This window comes from Streptomyces sp. NPDC002889 (assembly GCF_042888425.1).
Classification (GTDB): domain Bacteria; phylum Actinomycetota; class Actinomycetes; order Streptomycetales; family Streptomycetaceae; genus Streptomyces.
This window is the reverse complement of record NZ_JBIAPT010000019.1, coordinates 52,780-74,816: the sequence shown is the minus strand read 5'-3', so window position 1 is coordinate 74,816 and position 22,037 is coordinate 52,780. Positions and strand designations below refer to the sequence as shown.

Sequence of the window (22,037 nt, the reverse complement as noted above, 5' to 3'; positions counted from 1 at the left end):
TCGGGTGACGAGGGGCGGGAAACCGGCGGGGTTCGCGCGTGCGCTCGCCGGGCTGGCCGTTGACTTACGGCGGCCGCTGAGAGGAGCTCCGCATGCCCGGTACGCCCGCCCCGGCGCCAGGGGCAGCCCGGGACGAAGCCGGAACGCCGACGCTGCGCCGGATGCTGCACAGTCCCGGCTACGTGCGCCTGCTCGTGCTGAGTGCCCTGCTCGGCGTCCCCATCGCCCTGGCGGCCTTCTTCTTCGTGAGCCTGCAGCACACACTGCAGCACTGGGTGTGGCACACCCTGCCGGAGGATTTCGGGCACGACCGTGCGCCGTGGTGGTGGCCGCTGCCCGCCCTGCTGTTGGCGGGGCTGATTCTCGCGCCCGTCATCACCCGGCTGCCGGGCGCCGGCGGGCACCTTCCGGTGCTCGGGCTCGGCGGCGGGCCTCTCGGCCCGAAGGCGCTGCCCGGCGTCGTGCTCGCGGCGCTCGCTACGCTGCCGCTGGGGGTGGTCCTCGGTCCCGAGGCGCCGCTGATGGCTGTGGGCAGCGGGCTCGCCCTGCTCGCCCTGCGGTCGGCGAAGCGGGCAGCCGAGCCCACAGGGGCGATGATCCTGGCCACGGCAGGGTCGACCACCGCCATTTCGACGATCCTGGGCGGCCCGGTCGTCGCCGCCCTGCTGATCATCGAGTCCGCCGGTCTGACCGGACCACCGCTGGTCACCTTGCTGCTGCCCTGTCTGATCGCCAGCGGGATCGGGGCGCTGGTCTTCACCGGCTTCGGCCACTGGACGGGGCTGTCCATCGGCGCTCTCAGGCTGCCCGAGGTACCGCCGGACGTCGATCCGGACGCGGGCGACTTCCTGTGGGGGATCCCGCTGGCGGTACTGGTCGCGGTGATGGTCACCGCGGGCCGGCGGTTCGGGCATCTCACCGCCGCATGGACGGGCAGGCAGACCGCCGTACGCACCGTCGTCTGCGCTCTCGCGGTCGGCGTGTGCATCACCGCCTACGCCCTGCTCACCGGACGCTCCCCCGAGGAGGCGGCGCTGTCCGGGCAGGCCACGATCGCTGCCCTCGCCGCACATCCGCAGGCCTGGTCCGTCGCCGCCCTGGTCGCCCTCGTCGCCTGCAAGGGGCTGGCCTGGGGGATCAGTCTGGGCTCCCTGCGCGGTGGGCCGATCTTCCCCTCCATCCTGCTCGGCGGCGCGGCCGGCGTGGCCTGCTCGGGGCTGCCCGGATTCGGGGTCACCCCCGCGTTCGCCGTGGGCGCGGCAACCGCGACGGCCGCGATCACCGGGCTCCCGGTCAGCAGCGCGGTCCTGACGACGCTGCTGATGGGCACGGACGCACACAACCAGATGCCGCTGATCGTTGTCGGCGTCGTCGTCGCGGTGATCGTCAGGGAACTGGCTGCGCGCCCGGAACCCGCCACCGGTACAGCAACCACCCCGTAGTCACCGAGAGCGGCATGCGGGCATCCGTGCGCCGTTCGGGGGCCCCAAGTGGCGCGGCAATGCCGAGGCGGACGATCGTAGGAGGGCCAGCAGCGGCGGCACAGCACGGCACCCCGGCGGGAGGCACAGGTGGCGGACCGCACTTCCGGCTCCGGGACGCTACAGCGCTGGGCACTGGGGCTCGGCCTCGTGGCAGCCATGAACGCGGCGTACTTCCTGCTCCCGCTCGACGGGTTCGGGCCGGATCGCCCCGCGCTCAGCTGGACGGTTTTCGTGCTGGCGCTCGCAGCCGTCGCCGCCATGCTGCTCAAAGAGATCAGGGACGTGCTGCTCGAACGCCCCGACACGCGTCCGGGCCTGGTCATCCCGGTGCTGATGTGCCTGACCGTGATGGTGTTCGCAAGCGGTTACAACGCCCTCGCGACCCGTCCGGGCGAGTTCATCGGGCTGGAGACCCGTGTCGATGCCCTGTACTTCACCGTCACCACGCTGGCGACCGTCGGCTACGGGGACATCACACCGCAGAGCCAGACCGCGCGTCTGGTGACGGTCCTCCAGATCGTCTATTCCTTTGTCTTTCTCACCGCCGCCGGCACCGCGCTGGCCCAGCAGCTGCGCACCCGACTCAGTGAAAGGGCGCGAAGGGACGGCCGTTTCTGACGCCATGGGGAACCAGAGGCGGTGGTCGCTCGTTGGTCCGTCGGGCAAAGGAATCGTCAAATGGCGTGGCCCGCGCCGGATTGCGCAGGGGATTTCCATGGGTGTCAGCCTTTCCAAGGGTGGCAATGTCTCGCTCAGCAAGGAGGCCCCGGGCCTTTCCGCGGTCGTCGTGGGTCTGGGCTGGGATGTGCGGAGCACCACCGGGACCGACTTCGACCTCGACGCCAGCGCGCTGCTGGTGGATGCGAACGGCAAGGTCCTGAGCGACGGCCACTTCGTGTTCTTCAACAACCTCAAGAGCCCCGACGGCTCGGTCGAGCACACCGGTGACAACCTCACGGGTGAGGGCGAGGGCGACGACGAGCAGATCAAGGTCCATCTGGACGGTGTGGCCCCCGAGGTCGACAAGATCGTCTTCCCGGTCTCGATCCACGAGGGCGAGAGCCGCAGCCAGTCGTTCGGCCAGGTGCGCAATGCGTTCATCCGCGTGGTGAACCAGGCGGGCGGGGCCGAGCTGGCCCGTTACGACCTGAGCGAGGATGCCTCCACCGAGACCGCGATGGTCTTCGGCGAGCTGTACCGCAACGGGGCGGAGTGGAAGTTCCGTGCCGTCGGCCAGGGCTACGCCTCCGGGCTGCGCGGCATCGCGCAGGACTTCGGCGTCAACATCTGAGTTCCGTCCGGAGGTTGGGGCCCGATCCGCTGGAGGGTCGGGCCCTGCTCCGGTGCAGTACGGTCGCAATGTGCACAGGTGCGCAGTGCCGAGCAAGGCGGAGGGACAAGATGCCGGCCGACATACCCACTGGTCCCACCCCTCCTGTCGGCCCTGTGCGTCCCACCGGGCCCAGCAGCCCCAGCAGCCAGGACGGTTCTGTCCGTGCCCTGGGGCCCGCCGGCTCCGGCGCTCAGTTGCTGCCCGGACTGGAGCTGCTGTGGGCCGGGCGCGTGCCCGACCACGCCCGGGACGCCGCCGCGCACCGGCAGCTGCTCGACGACGAGGAGTCCGCGCGCCTCGCCGCGTTCCGCCGCCCAGGTGACCGGGACGCTTACGCGGTTGCCCATGTGACCCTGCGTCGGCTGCTCGGACGGCGGCTCGGGCTGGCGCCCGAGGCGGTCACCCTGCTCCGCGAACCGTGCGCGCACTGCGGCGGACCGCATGGACGGCCCCATGTGCCGGACCGGGCCGTGCACTTCTCGCTGTCGCACACCACCGGCATGGTGGTGATCGCGCTGGCGTCCGTCCCCGTCGGCATCGATGTCGAGGCAGTCCCGGACCTTTCCACGGCCACCGAGGTCGCCTCCCAGCTGCACCCCACGGAACGTGCGGAACTGGCCGCGCAATCGCCGACCGGCCATCCGGGCGCGTTCGCCCGGTGCTGGACGCGCAAGGAGGCCCTGCTGAAGGCCATGGGTGTCGGACTCAACGAGGACCTGTCGAGGACCTATGTGGGTGCAGGACCTCAACCTGCGCCGCACGCCGACTGGTTGATCGCCGATTTCCCGACCGAGGCAGGATTCACGGCGGCAGTCGCCGTGCGCCGTACGCAAGCGCCCGGCGGTTAGGCCACGCCCGGGGGTGAGGACCGCTCGTCCGGGACGGTGAACCAGCCGGTCGCCGACCGTTCGGCAGCCGCGTGCCACCAGCCGGGCGGGGAAGGGCCGCCCACCCGCGCGGTCGGCTGGTCCGGGTGGAGCCCGAGCGGGCGCAGGGCGTCGGCACGGACGCGCACGGTGAACCAGCCGTGCCAGCGGCCGTCCGGGCCCGGCCCGCAGGCACGGTCCCACCGGACGTCGGCCGCCGCGAAGGGCATCCAGTCGATGCCGCGGTCCCGCAGTCAAGCACGCAGGGCGGCAAGCGGGTGCGGGCAGCCGCGAACATTCTCGTAGGCGGCGGCGCATATCCACTCGGGTGGGGCCGGCGGGAACGATAGCCCTCGCGCGAGTCGGGGGGCGTGAGAGTACATGGTCAAGAAGTTATCCACAGGCTGAGGATGGCGCGAACGATTTCCGGTTTCATGGGGGCATGAGCAATGCAGCCACCACCTCCGACCCGTCCGACCTGCCCATCGAGCCTGCGGTGCCCGACTGGGAGAAGCGCTTCCGCGCACCGCGCGTCTCGCTGCCCGACTGGGCCGAGGACGCGCCCGACCGCTCCCTCTTCGTCTCGAATGCCACGGGGACATACGAGTTGTACGCCTGGGACCGGGCGACCGGCGCACAGCGCCAGGTGACCGACCGGCCGAACGGCACGACGGACGGCGTGCTCACGCCGGACGGCGAGGCGATCTGGTGGTTCTCGGACACCGATGGGGACGAGTTCGGCATCTGGATGCGCCAGCCGTTCGGCGGCGGCGACGACGAGCCCGCAGCCCCCGGCCTCGATGCCTCCTATCCGGCGGGGCTGGCCATCGGCCGGCACGGCACCTCGGTGATCGGCCGCTCCACCGACGAGGAGGGCACCACGATCCACGTCGTACGGGCGGGTGCGGCGCCGACGGAGATCTACCGGCACCGCGAGTCGGCCGGAGTCGGCGATCTGTCGCACGACGGGACGCTGCTCGCGATCGAGCACACCGAGCACGGCGACGCGATGCACTCCGCGCTGCGCGTGATGCGCCTGGACAGCACGGTGGTGGCCGAGCTGGACGACACCAAGAACGGCACGGTGGAGCTCGGACTCGAGGCCCTCGGCTTCGCGCCGGTCGACGGGGACACCCGGCTGCTCGTCGGGCATCAGCGTCGCGGCCGCTGGGAGCCGATGATCTGGGACGTTGTTTCCGGTCAGGAGACCGACCTGGCGATCGATCTGCCCGGCGACGTGAGCGCCGAGTGGTACCCGGACGGTTCCGGGCTGCTGGTGGCGCACAGCTTCGAGGCGCGCGGTGAGCTGTGGCGTTACGACCTCACGGCGCACGAGCTGACGCGGATCGAGACGCCGAGGGGTTCCATCTCGGGCGCGAGCGCCCGTCCTGGGGGCACCTCCCACGCCGGGGACTGTGCTGGAGGCGCGGTGGAGTATCTCTGGTCGTCCGCGGCCCTGCCGCCGCAGGTGCGCTCGACCGAGGGCGCCGTCGTCCTCGACCCTCCGGGGATGAAGGCTCCGGAGTCGGTCCCGGTCGAGGACGCGTGGGTGGAGGGGCCCGGAGGGCGTATCCACGCGCTGGTGCAGAGGCCGGCCGGGGCGACCGGTCCACTGCCGACCGTCTTCGAGATCCACGGCGGCCCGACCTGGCACGACAGCGACGCGTTCGCCGCCGGACCGGCGGCCTGGCTCGACCACGGGTACGCGGTGGTGCGGGTCAACTACCGCGGCTCGACCGGGTACGGCAGGGAGTGGACGGACGCCCTCAAGCACCGGGTCGGGCTGATCGAGCTGGAGGACATCGCAGCGGTGCGCGAGTGGGCGGTGGCCTCAGGGCTCGCGGACCCGGCCAGGCTGATCCTGGCGGGCGGCTCATGGGGCGGGTATCTGACACTGCTCGGGCTCGGCACCCAGCCCGACGCGTGGGCGCTGGGCCTGGCCGCGGTGCCGGTCGCGGACTACGTCACGGCGTACCACGACGAGATGGAGGCGCTGAAGTCCATGGACCGCACGCTCCTCGGCGGCACCCCCGAGGAGGTCCCCGACCGCTGGGCGGCCTCGTCCCCGCTGACATACGTCGACGCGGTACGCGCCCCGGTCTACATCTCGGCAGGGGTGAACGACCCTCGCTGCCCGATCCGCCAGGTGGAGAACTACGTGGACCGGCTGGCGGCGCGCGGCGCGGTCCACGAGGTGTACCGGTACGACGCCGGGCACGGCTCACTGGTGGTCGAGGAGCGCATCAAGCAGGTGCGGCTGGAGATCGAGTTCGCGGGGAGGCACCTGGGATAGCGCGGCAGGCGGTCGCCGCCGGGGCGGCAGGTGGTTGCCCTGTGGGCCTCACGGCAGGGGTTCCGCGCCCGCGCGGCACGGCCCCTCGCCACCGTGGCGCGGCACGGCCCCTCGCCCCGGTGGCGCGACAGGTACTCCCCGCCCCGGTGGCGCGGCTCCTCGACGGGTGGTGAGGACCACAGTGCGGCGGCCCGGACCCGGGACAGGGCGCAGTGGCCGGGTTCCGTACCGTGGGGGTGTGTACCGCTTCCTGCTGACGCCCCGCTGGTGGGGGATCAATGTCTTCGTCGTGTTGGCGATCCCCTTCTGCATCTTCATGGGGTCGTGGCAGCTCGGCCGGTTCGAGGACCGCGTCGACAGCCACCGCGCCGCGGAGCAGCAGACCGGAGCGCGACAGCGGCAGGCCCTGCCCCTCGACGAGCTGCTGCCCGTCGACAAGGAGACGTCGGGCCGGAAGGCGACGGCCACCGGGCGGTACGGGAAGCAGTTCCTCGTGCCGGAGCGGGAGTTGGACGGCAAGCGCGGCGCGTACGTGCTGACGCTGCTCAGGACCGACGGCGGCCGGACGCTGCCCGTGGTGCGCGGCTGGCTCCCCGAGGGCGGCAGGGTCCCCGCCGCGCCGGCGGGTGAGGTCACGGTGACCGGTGCGCTGCAGGCGTCGGAGACCGTGGGCACCGACGGGGTGCATGCCTCGGGCGGGCTGCCCAGCGGGCAGCTCGGCATGATCAGCGCGGCTGCGCTGGTCAACATGGTGCCGGACAACGTGTACGACGCGTGGATCACGCTCAGCGAGGCGGACGGCGCGCTGACCGCCGTACCGGCGGCCGCACCGCAGAACAGCGGGCTGGATCTGAAGGCGTTCCAGAACCTCGGCTACACCGGGGAGTGGTTCGCGTTCGCCGGCTTTGTGCTCTTCATGTGGTTCCGGCTCGTACGGCGCGACGCCGAGGCGGCAAGGGACCGGCAGCTGGGCCTGGAGCCGGAGACAGTCTGAGCCGCCGGTTGTCCGGACAGCGCCGGACAACGGATGAGGGGGCGGGACCGCAGTCGCGGTCCCGCCCCCTCACGCGCAGCGCATCGTCGCCTCTCACGCGTGGCGCACCATCACAGTCCCGGGAGCAGTCCCGTGCGGTAGATCGTTCCCGCGCAGGCGTTCGGGATCGTGGTCTGGGCGCTCGCCGCACCGCCCTGGGCGGTGTGGATCACCACGACACTGCCGTCCTGTGTCCCGCCGTCCTCCGCGACCAGCTGCGCCGCGGTGTTGTCACCCGTCGTGCCGGTACCGGTACCCGTACCCGAGGAATCTCCGTCCGTGGGCGAGGGATCGGGCGAGGGGTTGGCGGTGGGACAGGTGTCGGACGGCACCCAGGCGAACTTCACCTCGTAGGCCGCGGACGGCTTCATCACCAGAGCGCCGACCTCCTGGGAGGGGTCGGGCAGTCCGCTCGCCGCATCGCCCGTGACATGGTTCGCCATGTTGATCCTGGCCGGATCGGCAGCCCCTGCCGCCTGGAAGTCGACAGTGCCGGTGCCGATCACGCAGTCGGTCGACGAGTTGTTCGCGATACGGAAGGTGCCGTACACCTTGCCCTCGCCGTCCGGCGCGTTCGTCTGCGCCGACACGACCACGAGCCGGGCGGAGTCGCAGACCGGCACGTCCTGGCCGGCGGTGCCCGGAGACTCGGCCGCGCCCGATGCACCGTCCGCGGCGCCGGTGGGCTGCTCGCCCGGCTCTGCGGTCTTGTCGCCCTTGTTCTGCTCGTCGCCCTGGTTGCCGGCGGAAGGCCCGTCGGTTCCCTTGCCGCCGCCCGCGACGCCCGGAGCCTCGCCGGTGCCGCCCTGTGCCTGCTCGCCGTGTCCGGCGTTGACGGGGTTGGCGCTGTCGCTGCCGCCGGTGCCCGCCACATGGACGAAGGCGGGCACCGCCGTGCCGATCAGCAGTGCCGCGGCCGCCATGCCGACGAGCGCCTGCCGTTTGCGGGCGCGCCGTGCGGGGACCGCTCTGCGCAGGTGGTCGAGCGCACCGTTGGACGGCTCGAGGTCATCGACGACGCCGTGCAGCATCCTGCGCAGGGCCGCTTCCTCCCCGCCCAGGCCGTCACCCGGGTCGTCCGGGCCATCGAAGCCCGCGCCGTCGCCCGTCCCATCCGCTCCCGCGTCACCGGGTTCGGGTGCGCCCCGGCCGCCACTCAGCTCTTTGTCCGGCCCGTTGTTCACAATCTCGTTCCCAGTCCGGTCGTCAAACGGCCCGTCCGGCCCGTACTGCTCAAACCTGTTCCTGTGCCCGCTCATGCCGTGGCCTCCATGGCGACGCGCAGCGCCGCGATGCCCCGTGAGCCGTACGCCTTCACCGAGCCCAGCGATATGCCCAGGGTCTCGGCGACCTGTGCCTCGGTCATGTCGGCGAAGTACCGCAGGACCAGCACCTCACGCTGGCGTCGCTGCAGCCCGCGCATCGCCTTGATCAGCGCGTCCCGCTCCAGCTGGTCGTACGCACCCTCCTCCGCGCTCGCCATGTCCGGCATCGGCTTGGAGAGCAGCTTCAGCCCGAGGATGCGGCGGCGCAGCGCGGAGCGGGAGAGGTTGACCACGGTCTGCCGCAGGTAGGCAAGGGTCTTCTCCGGTTCACGCACCCGCTTGCGGGCGGAGTGGACGCGGATGAAGGCCTCTTGGACCACGTCCTCACATGACGCGGTGTCATCCAGGAGCAGGGCCGCGAGGCCCAGCAGCGACCGGTAGTGGGCGCGGTAGGTCTCGGTGAGGTGGTCGACGGTGGTGCCTGCGGTCATGGCGTCGTCAGCACCCTGTCGCTGGGCGGGGACGCCGGTGGTGCGCGGAGCGGGCATGGGTGCGATCACCGGCATGCCGCCGGGCGGGCGCATCTTGCGGACCGGACGCATGGAAACGCCGCGGACCGGAGCTGCCCTTGCAATGTCGAGTACCTCTGCCACGCCTGTTGGACACGCTTCCCCCCGTCAGGGTTGTACGCGTACGCCACCGCTTTTGACGGTGAACGGTTCGCCCTCATGCGCACTTTTCTTCCCTAATGCCCCATTTGTCGCGACACCGCATCGAGGCGACCGCAAAGACGCTCCCCGCCCAACTACCGGTTGCAGCAAGGGGAAAGCGAATAGTCGAACATCCTGACGTCCCAGTTCAAGTGGTACAGACCTTGAACTTGATCACAGGGTGTCCATAGATCCTACAAAGTTCGGATCCTGCGCGGGCATGAGCCCTCGCCACGCCGGTGCACTCGGCGCCCTGCCGGGCGGTTCACCCTGCCGCTTGTTCGGCGGCCACCGCCTCCGCGATCTGAACCGAGTTCAGCGCGGATCCCTTGCGCAGGTTGTCCCCGCAGACGAAGAGCTCCAGCGCGCACGCGTCGTCCGGCGACCGCCGCACCCGCCCCACCCAGGTCGGATCGGTCCCCACCACATCGGCCGGCGTAGGGAAGTCGCCCGCCTCCGGGTCGTCGTAGAGCACCACCGCCGGCGAGGTCGCCAGGATCTCGTGCGCCCGCCCCACCGTGACCTCGGCCTCGAAGCGCGCATGCACCGACAGCGAGTGGGTCGTGATCACGGGCACGCGGACGCAGGTCGCGGTCACCCGCAGCCCGGGCAGCCCGAGGATCTTGCGGGTCTCCGCCCGAAGCCCCAGCTCCTCGGAGGACCAGCCGCCCTCCTGGTGCGTCCCGGACCACGGCACCACATTGAGCGCGAGCGGCGCCGGCAGCGGCCCGATGTCGTCGTTCACCGCACGTCGTACGTCTCCCGGTCCCACGCCCAGCTCGGTCCCCGCGACCAGGGACAGCTGGGCGCGCAGCGCGGCCACGGCCTCGCGCCCGGCGCCACTGGCGGCCTGGTAGGAGGAGACGACCAGTTCGCGCAGCCCGAACTCCGCGTGCAGCGCCCCCACCGCCGGAACCATGGCCAGCGTGGTGTCGTGCGGGCTTGCGACGATGCCGCGCGGCCGGACCCGTACGGCATGCGGATTGACCTCGGGCACGACCAGCGGGACGTCCGGGTCCATCCGGAAGGCGGGTGAACTGTCCACGACCACCGCACCCCGGGCGACAGCGACCGGCGCCCACTGCGCGGACACCTCGCCGGGGACCAGGAACAGCGCCACGTCGATCCCGGCGAACGCGTCCTCCCCCAGGGCCACGACCTCGCACTCCTCGCCGCGCACGGCCAGCTTGCGGCCGGCCGTGCGCGGCGAGGCGACGAGTCGTATCTCGCCCCAGATGTCGGCGTGCTGCGACAGGATCTGGAGCATCACCGCGCCGACCGCCCCGGTCGCTCCGACGACCGCGAGCGCCGGCTTACGGATCATCGCCCGGTGCCTCCGTAGACGACCGCCTCGTCGGAGTCGCTGTCCAGACCGAAGGCGGTGTGCACGGCGCGCACGGCCTCGTTGACGTCGTCGGCGCGGGTGACCACCGAGATACGGATCTCCGAGGTGGAGATCAGCTCGATGTTCACGCCCGCGTCCGACAGCGCCTCGAAGAACGAGGCGGTGACGCCGGGGTTGGTCTTCATACCCGCGCCGACCAGCGAGATCTTGCCGATCTGGTCGTCGTAGCGCAGCGAGTCGAAACCGATCGCGCTCTTCGCCTTCTCCAGGGCGTCGATGGCCTTGGCCCCGTCCGTCTTGGGCAGGGTGAAGGAGATGTCGGTCAGGGCGGTGGTGGCCGCCGAGACGTTCTGGACGACCATGTCGATGTTGATCTCGGCGTCCGCGATCGTACGGAAGATGGCCGCGGCCTCGCCCGGCTTGTCCGGCACACCGACAACCGTGACCTTGGCTTCGGAGACGTCATGGGCGACTCCGGAGATGATGGCGTGCTCCACCTGCTGGTCTCCCTGCGGCTCGTTGCTGACCCAGGTGCCGCGCAGTCCGGAGAAGGACGAGCGGACATGGATCGGAATGTTGTATCGGCGTGCGTACTCGACGCACCGGTGCAGCAGCACCTTCGAGCCGGAGGCGGCGAGCTCCAGCATGTCCTCGAAGGCGATCCAGTCGATCTTCTTCGCCTTCTTCACGACCCGGGGGTCGGCGGTGAAGACGCCGTCGACGTCGGTGTAGATCTCACAGACCTCGGCGTCCAGCGCCGCCGCGAGGGCGACGGCGGTCGTGTCCGAACCGCCGCGACCGAGGGTGGTGATGTCCTTGCTGTCCGCCGACACCCCTTGGAAACCGGCGACGATGGCGATGTTGCCCTCGTCCAGCGCGGTACGGATCCGGCCCGGCGTGACATCGATGATGCGCGCTTTGTTGTGGACCGAGTCGGTGATGACACCTGCCTGGCTGCCGGTGAACGACTGGGCCTCGTGGCCCAGGTTTTTGATCGCCATGGCCAGCAGGGCCATGGAGATCCGCTCTCCCGCGGTCAGCAGCATGTCGAATTCGCGCCCGGCCGGCATCGGAGATACCTGCTCGGCGAGATCGATCAGCTCGTCCGTCGTGTCGCCCATCGCCGAAACCACGACGACCACCTGGTGGCCGTTCTTCTTGGCATCGACGATTCGCTTGGCGACACGCTTGATGCCTTCGGCATCGGCAACGGAGGAGCCTCCGTACTTCTGCACGACAAGGCCCACGTGCGCTCCTCGCTCGGTTTCTTGTGCAGTAGTCATTACTGCGTCGGCTCAGTTTAACGAGCGGCCGCGCTTCGCCCCTGTGATGTCACATCGTGAGATGTCCCGCTCACTTTGTGATCACCCTGGACACGAAGGTGCCGCGGCCGCTCGGACCGGTTCCTGCCCGGACAGATGCGCACTACGCAGGAGTGTGGGCCGGCTCACACGACCCGAGCAAATCCCTCCGGTGAGGGTGCCGGATCGCCCCGGTGACGGCGGCGAATCGGCGCCGTCACGGCGAGCAACCCGTCACGCACGGCCATCTGCGCTGCACAGCACGAGAGTTGGGAGAGCGCCTTTCCTTGTGAGCGGATCAGCGGGCGGGGCGCAGACCCAGTGGACCCGCGATCTCCTCCACCATCACCCTGCCGGCCTCCTCGGCCAGGGCGTCCTCGGCGAGGTCCTCGTCCGTGTCGAGGCCGTCCAGCTCCTGCAGCGGCTGGTCGAGGCGGACATGGGCGACCAGGGACTGCAGGGCGCGCAGGGTCGCGGACGCCGTCGGTCCCCAGTTGGAGAAGTAGGAGAACTGCCACCACCACAGCGCCTCCGTGGTGCGGCCGGCACGGTAGTGGGCCAGACCGTGGCGCAGGTCGGTGACGATGTCGGCGAGATTGTCGGAGATCCGGCAGGCCACCGGGGCCCTGCGCGGCTCGTACGGGTCGAAGACCTCGGAGAAGACGTCCACGGGGTCGAGCAGCACCGCGAACCGCTCACGCAGATCGTCCACGTCCGCGTCCGGGCCGGTGTCCGGTTCGTACCGGTCGTCCGGGACGATGTCCTCGTGGGCGCCGATACGGCCGCCTGTCAGCAGGAGTTGGGAGACCTCCAGCAGCAGGAACGGCACCGCGCTGTCGGGCTCGTCGCCCTTCGCGACCTCCGTGGTCGCCACGATGAAGGACTCGATCGAGTCGGCGATCTGGACCGCGAAGTCGTCCGGATCCTGGCCTACGGCGTGCAGCATGGCGTCAGACATCGAGCAGTCGTCTCCCCTCGAAGGCACGCCCGAGCGTGACCTCGTCGGCGTATTCCAAGTCTCCCCCCACGGGCAGACCACTGGCCAGCCGCGTGACCTTGAGTCCCATCGGCTTCACCATGCGTGCGAGGTACGTGGCGGTCGCCTCGCCCTCCAGATTGGGGTCCGTGGCCAGGATCAGCTCGGTGATCGAGCCGTCCGCGAGCCTGGCCAGCAGCTCGCGGATCCGCAGGTCGTCGGGGCCGACGCCCTCGATCGGGCTGATCGCGCCGCCGAGGACGTGATAGCGGCCCCGGAACTCCCGGGTCCGCTCGATCGCGACAACGTCCTTCGGCTCCTCCACTACACAGATGACGGACTGGTCGCGGCGCGGGTCGCGGCAGATGTTGCACTGCTCCTGCTGGGCGACATTGCCGCACACCGCGCAGAAGCGCACCTTGTCCTTGACCTCGAGCAGCGCATGCGCGAGACGGCGCACGTCGGTGGGCTCGGCCTGCAGGATGTGGAAGGCGATCCGCTGCGCGCTCTTGGGACCGACGCCGGGCAGCCTGCCCAGTTCGTCGATGAGGTCCTGAACCACGCCTTCGTACAACGGAACGCCTCTCCGAGAGTGCTTGGTGCTAACGGTAGTTGGTGGAGGTGACGCTTAGAAGGGCAGACCCGGCATGCCGCCGAGGCCCTGCGCGAGCGGGCCGAGTTTGTCCTGCTGGAGCTGCTGCGCGTTCTCGTTCGCCGCCTGCACGGCTGCGACGACGAGATCCGCCAGGGTCTCGGTGTCGTCGGGGTCGACGGCCTTGGGGTCGATGACAAGGCCGCGCAGCTCGCCGGAGCCGGTGACGGTGGCCTTCACCAGCCCGCCGCCCGCCTGGCCCTCGACCTCGGTCTGTGCCAGCTCTTCCTGGGCCCGGGCGAGATCCTGCTGCATCTTCTGGGCCTGCTGGAGCAGCTGCTGCATATTGGGCTGGCCACCACCGGGAATCACGGTCACTCCTGGCACTTCGTCGACGATTGTTCGGTAAGCCGAGCCTACGTGGTCACCGGGCGGGCCGCCCCACCCCGCGGGGGCAACTCTTTCGAGTGAGTGGAACCGCCCTCCTCTACCTGATCAAGACCCACGTGCGGGCGGAAATACCCGGTTTCCAGGCCCACAGCCCACCATTCGGCGGTAGGAAGAGCGTGCGCATCAGAACGCACGAGCGCACCGTACGTCACAGGGTGTAACGTCAACATCTTTTGAGGACGTTGTCAGCACGTTGGCCAGCACGTTGTCAGTACCAGAGCGCAGAGGAGTGCACCGGTGAGCCAGCCGGAAATGCAGCCCGGGGGGGCCCGGGAGGAGGGCGGCGAGGCGCCGCTGGGTGACCTGACCGGGCGGGCGTTCCCGCTGGGCGACTGGGGCGAGCCGGCGGAGCGCCTGGACGAGCTCTACCGGTGGGTCGAGGCGGACGCGCTGCGCACGGCGGACTGGTACCTGGCCGACCGCGTCCGCAAGCGGCGCTGCGCACGGCTCCTGCGGGCCGGTACGGCACTGGGCGCGATCACCGGCGCGGCCCTTCCGCTGCTCGACCTGGCGGGAGTGGTCGCCGGCGCGGCGGGGTGGGGCTATCTGTCACTGCTGCTGGGAGCCGCGTGCGTGGGCTGCGACCGGTACTTCGGGCTGACGGCGGGCTGGATGCGGAACGTCGGGACGGCGCAGGCCGTGCAGCGGCGGCTGCAGCAGCTGCGGTTCGACTGGGCGTCGGAGAGCGTGCGGGAGGTGCTGGGCCCCACGGAGGGCACGGCGAGCGAGGCGGCGGAGCGATGCCTGGGAGTGCTGCGGCGCTTCTCGGAGGACGTCTCGGAGCTGGTGCGCTCGGAGACGGCGGACTGGATGGTCGACTTCCGCGCGGGCCCCGCGCCGCGGGTGTCGCAGCCCCTGGGCACGCCGTCCCGTCCCGAGAGCGGCTCGCCGTCCCCGGGTGTCATCCAGGGCCGCTTCCCGCTGCCTCCGGGCACGCGCCCGAACATGCCGCGACAGCGGCCCCCGGAGTCGCCTCGCTGAGCACCGGGCGACGCGGGCCTCACGGCGGGCGGCCCCCGGAGCCGCGCTGTGCGCAGCCCCGAGGGCCGGTCCCGTCGAGGCGGGTCAGTTGGAGAAGTAGATGTACTTCCAGGCGCTGCGGGCACCACGGGCCGTGATGACACGCTGCCCGTCGGGCGGGACGTCCACCCTGTGCCTGTTGCCGGCGCGCCTGTGCAGGGCGGAGTCGCAGGGGGCCGGGGGCAACGCCCCGGCCCCCTGGACTCCCCACCGGGGACCGGAGATTCGGCCCCGTTCGGGAAGTGGGGCCATGCCGCCAGGGTGTGGTGGCCGGGAAGCAGCGACCAGGGAAGGCCGGCCCGGCGATCCGTGCCGCACCCCGGGCCGCGCAGGTTCCGCCGGCCCGGGGACCACGCCCCGGGCGCGAGAGCTCAGCGGCGGCGCGACGGGGCCAGGGCCCGGTTCAGGGCACGGGTCAGGAGCGGCGGTAGCAGGTCGCGGGCCACGCGGCGGGCCGCCGAGGGGAGAAGGCCTGGGGCCGCCGGCTCGGGGGAAGCGAAGGGGGCCGGCGCGGGGGCGGGGAACGGGGCGTGACGGGAGGCCGGCGGGGTCGGAGACTTTGCTTTCGGCCCCCTGACACGGATCAGCGGCAGGCCCGCCACCTCCTCCACCCCGTGCCACAGGTCCGTCCGCGTCCGGAGCCAGGCCAGCAGTGCCTCCCGCGCCCGTGCCGGATCGCCCCACGTCCCGTACAGCTTGTTGCCCGAGATCACGATCGGCTTCAGACCGGCGGTCGCCACCGCGCCCCACACCGCCGCCGAGACGCCCGGGCAGTGCTCGGCCCGGAAGTCGTCGAAGGCCACGATGCCGTCCGGCAGCAGCAGCTCACGCGCCGCCGCGATGTCGCCGTGCACGTGCTCGTACAGATGCGAGGCGTCGACGTGCACGAAGCGGCAGCCGGCTCGGCGCACCTTGGATGTGATCACGGAGGTCGGGGCCTGCACCACGGTGGGCAGCGCCTCGTGGAAGGACAGATAGTTCGCCTCGAAGGCGCGGCGCGTCAGGGTCGAGTACGAGCGGTCCATCTCCGCGCTGTTGGGGTCGTCCGGCGCCGGGGAGTCGAACAGGTCGCAGACCGTGAACTCCTCCCCCTCCCGCAGGTAACTCCCCATGAAGATCGCGCTCTTGCCGAGGTAGGCGCCGAGCTCGAGCAGATCACCCTTCTGGTCCGTCTCACGCTGCCGCGCGAGGAACCAGTCGAACAGCAGCTGGTCGACCGGCCAGAACCAGCCCTTGACGTCCGCGAACCTCTCCGGCCGGGGAAGTTCGTCCGCGCTCTCCCCCGCGGCCGGGGTATTCGTCTGCGACATACCCGGACCAACCGGCCCTGCATGTCGGGAACCTGAACAACTCATAACGATCAGGGAACATCAGCTGAAAATGATCATCGAGCCCTGTCCGAGGCTCCGCGTCGCCGCCGCGTGCAGCCCCAGCCACACATGCCGTTCCCGGGCGAACGGGCTCTCGTCGTAAGGAATGGGGCCGGCCGGCTCCTCCAGGGAGGTCGGGTGCTGTGGCGGCTCCGGTGCGGCCGGCGGGTTCGCCGGGTCGATGCCGATCGACGGGGCCACGAACTCCAGCTCACGCAGCAGTCCCTGCGTGGAACCCAGCGGGCCGCCGCCCGCCAGCAGTTCGTCGTTGAACAGGGGCGAGGCGAAGTCCACGGGGACGTACGCGCCCGCGTGGTCGTAGTGCCACACCAGGTGCGACTGCTGGGCCGTCGTCTCGAACATCTCCAGGAGCTGTTCGTAGTCCCCGCCCAGTTCGTCGACCGGCGTCACCGCCAGCCCGCACAGCTGCAGCAGATAGGCGCGCCGCAGGAAGTGCAGCGCGTCGTAGTCGAATCCGGCCACCGGAGCGACATCTCCCGACAGACCCGGCATATAGGCGAAGACGGGCACGGTCGGCAGACCGGCGTCCGTCAGAGCCTTGTCGTAGGAGGCGATCTCTTCGGCGAAGGGGTTGTCGGGGCTGTGACACAGCACATCGACAAGAGGGACCAGCCACAGGTCACAGGCCAAGGGAACGGCTCGCTCTCTCCAACAGGTACGGCCACGTACGGGGCGTTCGTGCGATGGTCGGGACAGCGTAGTGCCCTGGGTACATTCCGCGAAGGGTGCCGGTCAGCCCTGTGGCCGGCCGGGTGCCCGCTCCGCTCCCACATCCCATACCCAGACCCCGGCCACCCGCTCGCCCGGCCGCCCGAGCAGTTTCGTCACGGCGTCGTACAGCGGCTGCTCGTTGTACTGCGGCGCCAGCACCACCACGCCCCCGTGCCACGCCGCGAGGTCCTGCCGTGCCTGCGCCTGCCAGTTGGGGCCGATCACCGGCACGCGGCCGGTGCTGCGGACGTCGTTGAGCAGGTTCGAGGTGTGGCGTGGGGTCGCACCGTAGATGCCGATACGGTCCGGGCCCCAGGGCCCGTTGAAGTAGCCGCCCGCGACCCGGAAGCCGAGCCCGGTGGCCGACTGCCAGTGCAGGGCCTCCGCGCTGCCGGGGTTCGGCAGCGGCACGGTGACCAGCGACTCGCCCTCGGCGAGGTACCGGCGGTAGGCGCCGTGCGCGATGAACGCCGGCACCTCGGCCCGCTCCCGTACCGGGTAGGGCGTCGGCACCACCGGCACCAGGGCCACCGCCAGGGCCGCGAACCCGGCGACCCGCATCGGCCGCGCCCGCGGCGCCGCGAGCCGGTCGGCCGTCAGCGCCAGCAGGATGCCGAGGACCGGCGCGCAGATCATCGCCACCCGTGACTCGATGACCGATTCGAACAGCGGCTGGTGGGCAAGTCCACGCCACGGTCCGGTCAACACGATGTCCGTGTACGGGATACGGACCTTCGGGCCGAGCGACAGCAGCGCCGCCGCGAGGGCCGTGAACGCCAGTGCCTTGACCAGCGCGAGTCGCCACAGCCGTATCACGATCGCCGTCGCGAGCGCGATCAGCGGCCAGCCGTAGAAGGCGTTCTGCTCGGTGCGGTTCATCGCGAGCGGGTCGGCTCCGGCGTCCGAGCCCATCAGCGAACGCCCGGAGAACTGCAGGAAGGCGAGCGGGCTGTTGCCGGCGTTGTCGCCGTGCAGCACGCTCTTGTAGCTCTGCGGGCCGAAGAACTGCCAGCCCAGCGGGAACGCCACCAGCGGAAGGCACACCAGCAGCGCGATACCGGTCCCGCGCAGCAGCGGCCGCCAGGCCGCCCGGGCAGCATCGCGCCGCGCGAGTGCGTACGAGAGCACGAACAGCAGCAGTCCCACGGCGGCGAGCAGCAGCGGCTCCTCGCCGAGGAAGATCTGGTACGTCGCGAACAGGCCGAGCAGCACCCCGTCGCGCACCACGTTGCCGCCCTCGCACAGCCGCATCACGCGGTCCACGATCAGCGGGATCATGAACAGGACGAGGAAGTTGGGGTGCGCGTTGCCGTGCGAGATCATCGGCGGCGCGAAGGCGGCGACCGCCCCGCCCAGCGCGGCCGCCCACCGGCTCGCGACCAGCCGCCGGGCGATCAGCCAGTACCAGGAGGTGGCTGTCGCGGTCAGCCCGAGGGTGAGGACGAGCGCCCAGGTGACGGTGGGGCCGAGGAGCAGCGTGAGGGGTGCGAGCGGTACGGACAGGCCGAGCATGACCGTGTTCGCCATCAGGTTCACGCCGTCGGGATTGCCCTGGAGGGTGGTGAACAGCGGGTTGCGGAGATGCGCGACATTGTCGGCGGTGACCGCGAAGAACCACTCCCACTGGTTCTGGTCCTGGCCCGCGTCGCGCAGATAGGCGTGGTCGAGATCCGCCCACAGGCCCTTGTAGAGAACGACGGACGCGAGCAGGAAGAGCGCGGTGACGGCCAGGTCCACGCGGCGCACGGCCCGTGCCCGCAGCCGCAGCAGTTCCAGCAGTACCTTGCCGTAGTCAGCGGGCCGGACCTTGGAGCCGGTCACATGGGACCAGCGCACCGGGACCTCGGTCACCGGCCAGCCCTCGCGCCGGAAGAACCGCAGTATCTCGACGTCGATGCCCCAGCCGTCCAGCCGTGAGTCGGCGAAAGCGGCGCGCGCCTTGTCGCCGTCGAAGAGCTTGAAGCCGCACTGGGTGTCGTGGAGGCCGGACACCGCGACCGCGCGTATGAGCCGGTTGCCCATGCGGCCGAGCCATTCCCGGGTACGGCGCTGGTGCACCTCGATCCGCGATTCGGGGTGGGCGCGCGAGCCGATCGCCGCGTCGCTGCCGGTCGCCGAGAGCCTCTCGTCGAGGCGCGCGAGCTCCTCGATGGGCGTCGCGAGATCGGCGTCGGTGAACAGCACCCGCCGGCCGTAGGAGGCGAGCACGCCCCGGCGCAGCGCGTGGCCCTTGCCGCGGTTGGCCGCATCGCTGATCAGCTGGATACGCGGTTCGTCGGCGGCCGCCTCCTGGGCGACCTTCGCGGTGGAGTCGGTCGAACCGTCGTCGACGACGATCAGCTCCCAGCTCCCGAAGCGTTCCGGCTCCGCGCGCAGATAGGCGCAGATCGCGTCGAGGGTCGGACGCAGCCGCCCCTCCTCGTTGTACGCCGGTACGACGACGCTCAGATCCACGCCCCCGCCCATGCCCGCGCCGATGGCCGCGCTCACGCCCGTGCCCGTGCCCGCGCCCGTGCCCCCGTCGATACTCATCCCCGCACTCACTGCTCCAGTCGATCCGCCCACGCGAGCGCATGGTCGTTGTACGCGCGGATCTCCGCGCGGACGGATTTCGCGTCACCGCGCGCCACCGCGTTCACCACGTCCTCGTGCCCGGCCCACAGCCCGTCCCTCAGTCGCGGGTCGGCACGCAGATACGGCACGGCGAACACCCAGGCCTGAACCTGCAGTTTGTGCAGAAACTCGATGATGTATGGATTTGCCACTATCTGACCGAGTTCGCGCCAGAAGCGGAGGTCGTAGCCGATCAGGACGTCCAGATCACCGCTGCGGGCCGCCCTGGCGGCCTCCTCGCCCCGGCGGCGTACGGACACCAGGGCCTGCGGGTTCATCACGCTGCCCCGGTCGAAGGCCCCCCGGAAGGCACCGTCCACGACCAGCGCGCGGGCCTCGACCATGCGGCGGTAGTCGTCCACCGAGAACTGGTGCACCTTGAAGCCGCGGTGCTGGTCGGAGTCGAGAAGCCCCTGGGCGCAGAGATCGACGAGAGCCTCACGGACCGGGGTCGCCGAGACCCCGTACTGTTCGGCGATCTGCTTGACGGTGAACTCGTGCCCAGGCTGCAGACGCCCCGCCAGCACCTCGTCCCGCAGCGCCTCTGCGATCTGCTGTCGCAGCGTGCTGCGGGTGACAGCGGTACTGCCGCCGTTGCCGGGCATCGTGGCCTTCTCCTTTTCCTGGGTCCCGGACACGATAGGCCAGGGGTGCCGCGGCAGGTGCGGGACGTACGGTGCGGGCGGGGCGACAACGGGAGGCGGGCAGGGATGACGGACACGTTCGAGCCGGCCAACGGCGACGGGTCCGCGGTCGCCTCCACCGGCCGCGCCGCGGAGGTACGGACGGCGTTCGAGGGACTGCTGCAGATCCGCCGTCTGACGAACACGGGCACGCCGGACCCGGCGGCCGTCCCCGCGGCCTGGGAGCTGAACCGGATGGCCCGAGCGGTCGCCCTGGCCCTGGAGGCGTCGGGCTTCCCGCCCTCCGCACGGGACGCGGAGGACCGGCGTACGGCCATGGGCTACCGGGTACGGGAGGGCGAGCGTCCCCGGACGGTGTGCGTGGACTGGCTGGGCCCGGCGGGCAGCGGGGCGGCTCCGGCCGAAGAGGCGGAACTGACCGCGTGCGCGGCGGCACTGGCCGGCCTGGGCTGGGAGGCGCTGCTGTACCGGGGACCGCGGAAGCGGCGGTTCCTGGAGGTGGAGCCGGGAGGCGTGAGCGGAACCGGGACGTGAGCGGCCCGGTCAGCAGGCGCCGGGGCGCGCGAACACCGTGATACGGGCCTGGCCCACTTCCTGGCTCCCGGCGCACTCCTCGAAGTGCGCCTGCAGCACCGCGCGCTTCGTCTCCTCGCCCGGCACCGCGTCCAGCGGCTGCCCGGCCAGGTCGCGCACCACGACGATCCGGCGGCTCGCCAGCATCCTGGCCCGGATCCGCGCGGGCGGCACCTCCGTACCGAACAGCGTGTCCGAGGCGCGCGGCGAGCGGTCGAGGGACAGGTCCTTCAGGCCCCCGGAGGCGGCCGGCTCGACCAGCGTCCACACTCGGCGCCGCGCAGGCGTGAACAGTAGATCGTCACCGGGCCCGGCCGTCTCCCTTAGGGCGTCGGCGACCGCCCCCACGTCGTTCTTGCGGCTGTCCGGCGAGCGCAGATACGGACCGTGCACGAGCAGGGTGAGCAGCGCGGCTGCGGCCGCGGACAGTGCGAGCGCCCGGGACCAGTACCGGTCGAGCACCGCGCCCAGCAGAAGGGCGAGGCCGATGACGTACGGCAGCACATAACGGTCCACGAACAGCGGGTGCACGAACGAGACCGCCATCAGCAACGCCATGGGTCCGATCAGTAACGGCAGCGCGACATTTTTCACGGCCGCACCGGCCTGCGTACGTGCGCAGCCCCACCCCACCAGCGCCAGCGCACCGAACGCCGCGAGCTGTGCGGCGCCCGGCCTCCCGATCCACTCCACCTGCGCCGACTGCGTGATGCTGAAGAGGGCGAGTGGCGCGAGCCCCGCGGCCACGACACCGGCCGACAGGGCCCAGCCCCTACGCCACCCACACCGCGCGGCGGTCGCACCGTGGGCGAACAGCGCCAGCACCGCGAACTCGTGCAGCAGGCATGCCGTCAGCATCACCGTCCCGTACGCGACCCACCGGCGCTCCAGCAGCAGCCACGTCCCCCAGGTGACCAGCGCACACACCAATGCATAGGAGCGACCCTCCTGCGCGTACCGCTGCACCGTCGGCAGCAAGGGCAGCAGCAGACCTGCCAGCAGGCCCGCGCGCGGCCCCGACAGCCGGCGGCCGATCAGCGTGACGCCGACCACCGTCGCGCACATCGCCAGGACGGACGGCAGACGCAGCGCCACCAAGCCGCCGTCCCACACAGCGAACACCACGTGCATCAGCAGGTAGTACAAGCCGTGCACGGCATCGACGGAACCGAGCGTGCGCCATATCTCGGGCACGGTGCGGTGCGCGACTTCGTACGTGACCGCCTCGTCGCCCCACAGCGTGCCCCCGCGCCGTATCCCCCACAGCCCGAGGCCCAGTGCCAGTGCAGCGGGTCCGACGGCTGGTACGCAGCGCGGCAGCGGGCGTACGTCGCGGCGGGCAGGAGGCGGCTCCACCATCGCTTCGATCATGAAAGCGAGTCCAGCGGCCGCTCCGTTGATGGGCAGGTCCCTGGCCCCGCACCAATCAATTACGCT

22 protein-coding genes are annotated in these 22,037 nt (G+C 71.1%); 8 read left to right on the top strand and 14 right to left on the bottom strand.

The annotated features are described in order from the left end of the window. Window positions 1-92 precede the first annotated feature (92 nt). From ACFYWI_RS26590 to ACFYWI_RS26575, 4 genes are all read left to right on the top strand, one after another. Entirely contained in the window at window positions 93-1,442 is a 1,350-nt protein-coding gene (locus ACFYWI_RS26590; protein ID WP_389237194.1) for a chloride channel protein, read from the top strand. A gap of 198 nt (window positions 1,443-1,640) precedes the next feature. Next, window positions 1,641-2,102, top strand: coding sequence for a potassium channel family protein (locus tag ACFYWI_RS26585; protein ID WP_389237373.1), 462 nt, complete (start codon window positions 1,641-1,643; stop codon window positions 2,100-2,102). A gap of 97 nt (window positions 2,103-2,199) precedes the next feature. Next, complete coding sequence (locus ACFYWI_RS26580; protein WP_389237192.1) at window positions 2,200-2,775, top strand: TerD family protein; 576 nt, start codon at window positions 2,200-2,202, stop codon at window positions 2,773-2,775. A 155-nt stretch (window positions 2,776-2,930) separates the two neighbouring features. Beyond that, window positions 2,931-3,665, top strand: coding sequence for a 4'-phosphopantetheinyl transferase family protein (locus tag ACFYWI_RS26575; protein ID WP_389237190.1), 735 nt, complete (start codon window positions 2,931-2,933; stop codon window positions 3,663-3,665). On the opposite strand, the gene ACFYWI_RS26570 is transcribed toward ACFYWI_RS26575, so the two are convergent. Then, on the bottom strand, window positions 3,662-3,913 hold the full coding sequence (locus ACFYWI_RS26570; protein ID WP_389237188.1) for a hypothetical protein: 252 nt from the start codon (window positions 3,911-3,913) through the stop codon (window positions 3,662-3,664). The two genes, ACFYWI_RS26575 and ACFYWI_RS26570, sit on opposite strands and share 4 nt — an antisense overlap. 212 nt (window positions 3,914-4,125) lie before the next feature. Between ACFYWI_RS26570 and ACFYWI_RS26565 the strand changes: the two genes are divergently transcribed. Continuing rightward, window positions 4,126-5,976: a prolyl oligopeptidase family serine peptidase gene (locus tag ACFYWI_RS26565; protein WP_389237186.1), complete on the top strand. Its 1,851-nt coding sequence runs from the start codon at window positions 4,126-4,128 to the stop codon at window positions 5,974-5,976. Window positions 5,977-6,214: 238 nt separating this feature from the next. Continuing rightward, window positions 6,215-6,970: an SURF1 family protein gene (locus ACFYWI_RS26560; RefSeq protein WP_389237184.1), complete on the top strand. Its 756-nt coding sequence runs from the start codon at window positions 6,215-6,217 to the stop codon at window positions 6,968-6,970. A gap of 110 nt (window positions 6,971-7,080) precedes the next feature. Here the strand turns inward: ACFYWI_RS26560 and ACFYWI_RS26555 are convergent, their stop codons facing one another. The 7 genes from ACFYWI_RS26555 to ACFYWI_RS26525 form a co-directional block, all read right to left on the bottom strand. Next, window positions 7,081-8,193 (bottom strand): hypothetical protein, encoded by a 1,113-nt coding sequence (locus ACFYWI_RS26555; protein ID WP_389237182.1) that lies wholly within the window; start codon window positions 8,191-8,193, stop codon window positions 7,081-7,083. Window positions 8,194-8,264: 71 nt separating this feature from the next. Further along, window positions 8,265-8,840: a SigE family RNA polymerase sigma factor gene (locus ACFYWI_RS26550; protein ID WP_389237371.1), complete on the bottom strand. Its 576-nt coding sequence runs from the start codon at window positions 8,838-8,840 to the stop codon at window positions 8,265-8,267. A gap of 409 nt (window positions 8,841-9,249) precedes the next feature. Then, window positions 9,250-10,308 carry an aspartate-semialdehyde dehydrogenase gene (locus ACFYWI_RS26545; protein WP_389237180.1) on the bottom strand — a complete coding sequence of 353 codons (1,059 nt, stop codon included), beginning with the start codon at window positions 10,306-10,308 and terminating at the stop codon, window positions 9,250-9,252. Continuing rightward, window positions 10,305-11,576, bottom strand: a complete 1,272-nt coding sequence (locus tag ACFYWI_RS26540; RefSeq protein WP_389237178.1) for an aspartate kinase — start codon at window positions 11,574-11,576, stop codon at window positions 10,305-10,307. Before ACFYWI_RS26540 ends, ACFYWI_RS26545 begins: the two co-directional genes overlap by 4 nt. Window positions 11,577-11,928: 352 nt before the next feature. Beyond that, window positions 11,929-12,588, bottom strand: a complete 660-nt coding sequence (locus ACFYWI_RS26535) for a DUF5063 domain-containing protein (RefSeq protein WP_389237176.1) — start codon at window positions 12,586-12,588, stop codon at window positions 11,929-11,931. Further along, window positions 12,581-13,180 carry a recombination mediator RecR gene (gene recR, locus ACFYWI_RS26530; RefSeq protein WP_389237174.1) on the bottom strand — a complete coding sequence of 200 codons (600 nt, stop codon included), beginning with the start codon at window positions 13,178-13,180 and terminating at the stop codon, window positions 12,581-12,583. The genes ACFYWI_RS26535 and recR overlap by 8 nt, the downstream gene beginning before the upstream one ends. Window positions 13,181-13,234: 54 nt before the next feature. Further along, window positions 13,235-13,570 (bottom strand): YbaB/EbfC family nucleoid-associated protein, encoded by a 336-nt coding sequence (locus ACFYWI_RS26525; RefSeq protein ID WP_389237369.1) that lies wholly within the window; start codon window positions 13,568-13,570, stop codon window positions 13,235-13,237. Window positions 13,571-13,885: 315 nt separating this feature from the next. Between ACFYWI_RS26525 and ACFYWI_RS26520 the strand changes: the two genes are divergently transcribed. After that, complete coding sequence (locus tag ACFYWI_RS26520; RefSeq protein WP_389237172.1) at window positions 13,886-14,629, top strand: SLATT domain-containing protein; 744 nt, start codon at window positions 13,886-13,888, stop codon at window positions 14,627-14,629. An 84-nt stretch (window positions 14,630-14,713) separates the two neighbouring features. On the opposite strand, the gene ACFYWI_RS26515 is transcribed toward ACFYWI_RS26520, so the two are convergent. The 5 genes from ACFYWI_RS26515 to ACFYWI_RS26495 all read right to left on the bottom strand — a co-directional run bounded on the left by ACFYWI_RS26515 (window position 14,714) and on the right by ACFYWI_RS26495 (window position 19,988). Next, window positions 14,714-14,920, bottom strand: coding sequence for a hypothetical protein (locus ACFYWI_RS26515; protein WP_389237170.1), 207 nt, complete (start codon window positions 14,918-14,920; stop codon window positions 14,714-14,716). A gap of 119 nt (window positions 14,921-15,039) precedes the next feature. Further along, window positions 15,040-15,978: a class I SAM-dependent methyltransferase gene (locus ACFYWI_RS26510; RefSeq protein WP_389237168.1), complete on the bottom strand. Its 939-nt coding sequence runs from the start codon at window positions 15,976-15,978 to the stop codon at window positions 15,040-15,042. Between the two features lie 60 nt (window positions 15,979-16,038). Further along, window positions 16,039-16,689, bottom strand: a complete 651-nt coding sequence (locus tag ACFYWI_RS26505; protein WP_389237166.1) for a hypothetical protein — start codon at window positions 16,687-16,689, stop codon at window positions 16,039-16,041. A gap of 102 nt (window positions 16,690-16,791) precedes the next feature. After that, window positions 16,792-19,236, bottom strand: a complete 2,445-nt coding sequence (locus ACFYWI_RS26500; RefSeq protein WP_389237367.1) for a dolichyl-phosphate beta-glucosyltransferase — start codon at window positions 19,234-19,236, stop codon at window positions 16,792-16,794. Window positions 19,237-19,310: 74 nt separating this feature from the next. Continuing rightward, a complete protein-coding gene (locus tag ACFYWI_RS26495; protein WP_389237164.1) occupies window positions 19,311-19,988 on the bottom strand; it encodes a GntR family transcriptional regulator in 678 nt (225 codons plus the stop codon). 105 nt (window positions 19,989-20,093) lie between these two features. Between ACFYWI_RS26495 and ACFYWI_RS26490 the strand changes: the two genes are divergently transcribed. Then, window positions 20,094-20,561: a hypothetical protein gene (locus tag ACFYWI_RS26490; RefSeq protein ID WP_389237162.1), complete on the top strand. Its 468-nt coding sequence runs from the start codon at window positions 20,094-20,096 to the stop codon at window positions 20,559-20,561. A 9-nt stretch (window positions 20,562-20,570) separates the two neighbouring features. On the opposite strand, the gene ACFYWI_RS26485 is transcribed toward ACFYWI_RS26490, so the two are convergent. Next, window positions 20,571-21,971 carry a hypothetical protein gene (locus tag ACFYWI_RS26485; RefSeq protein WP_389237160.1) on the bottom strand — a complete coding sequence of 467 codons (1,401 nt, stop codon included), beginning with the start codon at window positions 21,969-21,971 and terminating at the stop codon, window positions 20,571-20,573. Window positions 21,972-22,037 lie beyond the last annotated feature (66 nt).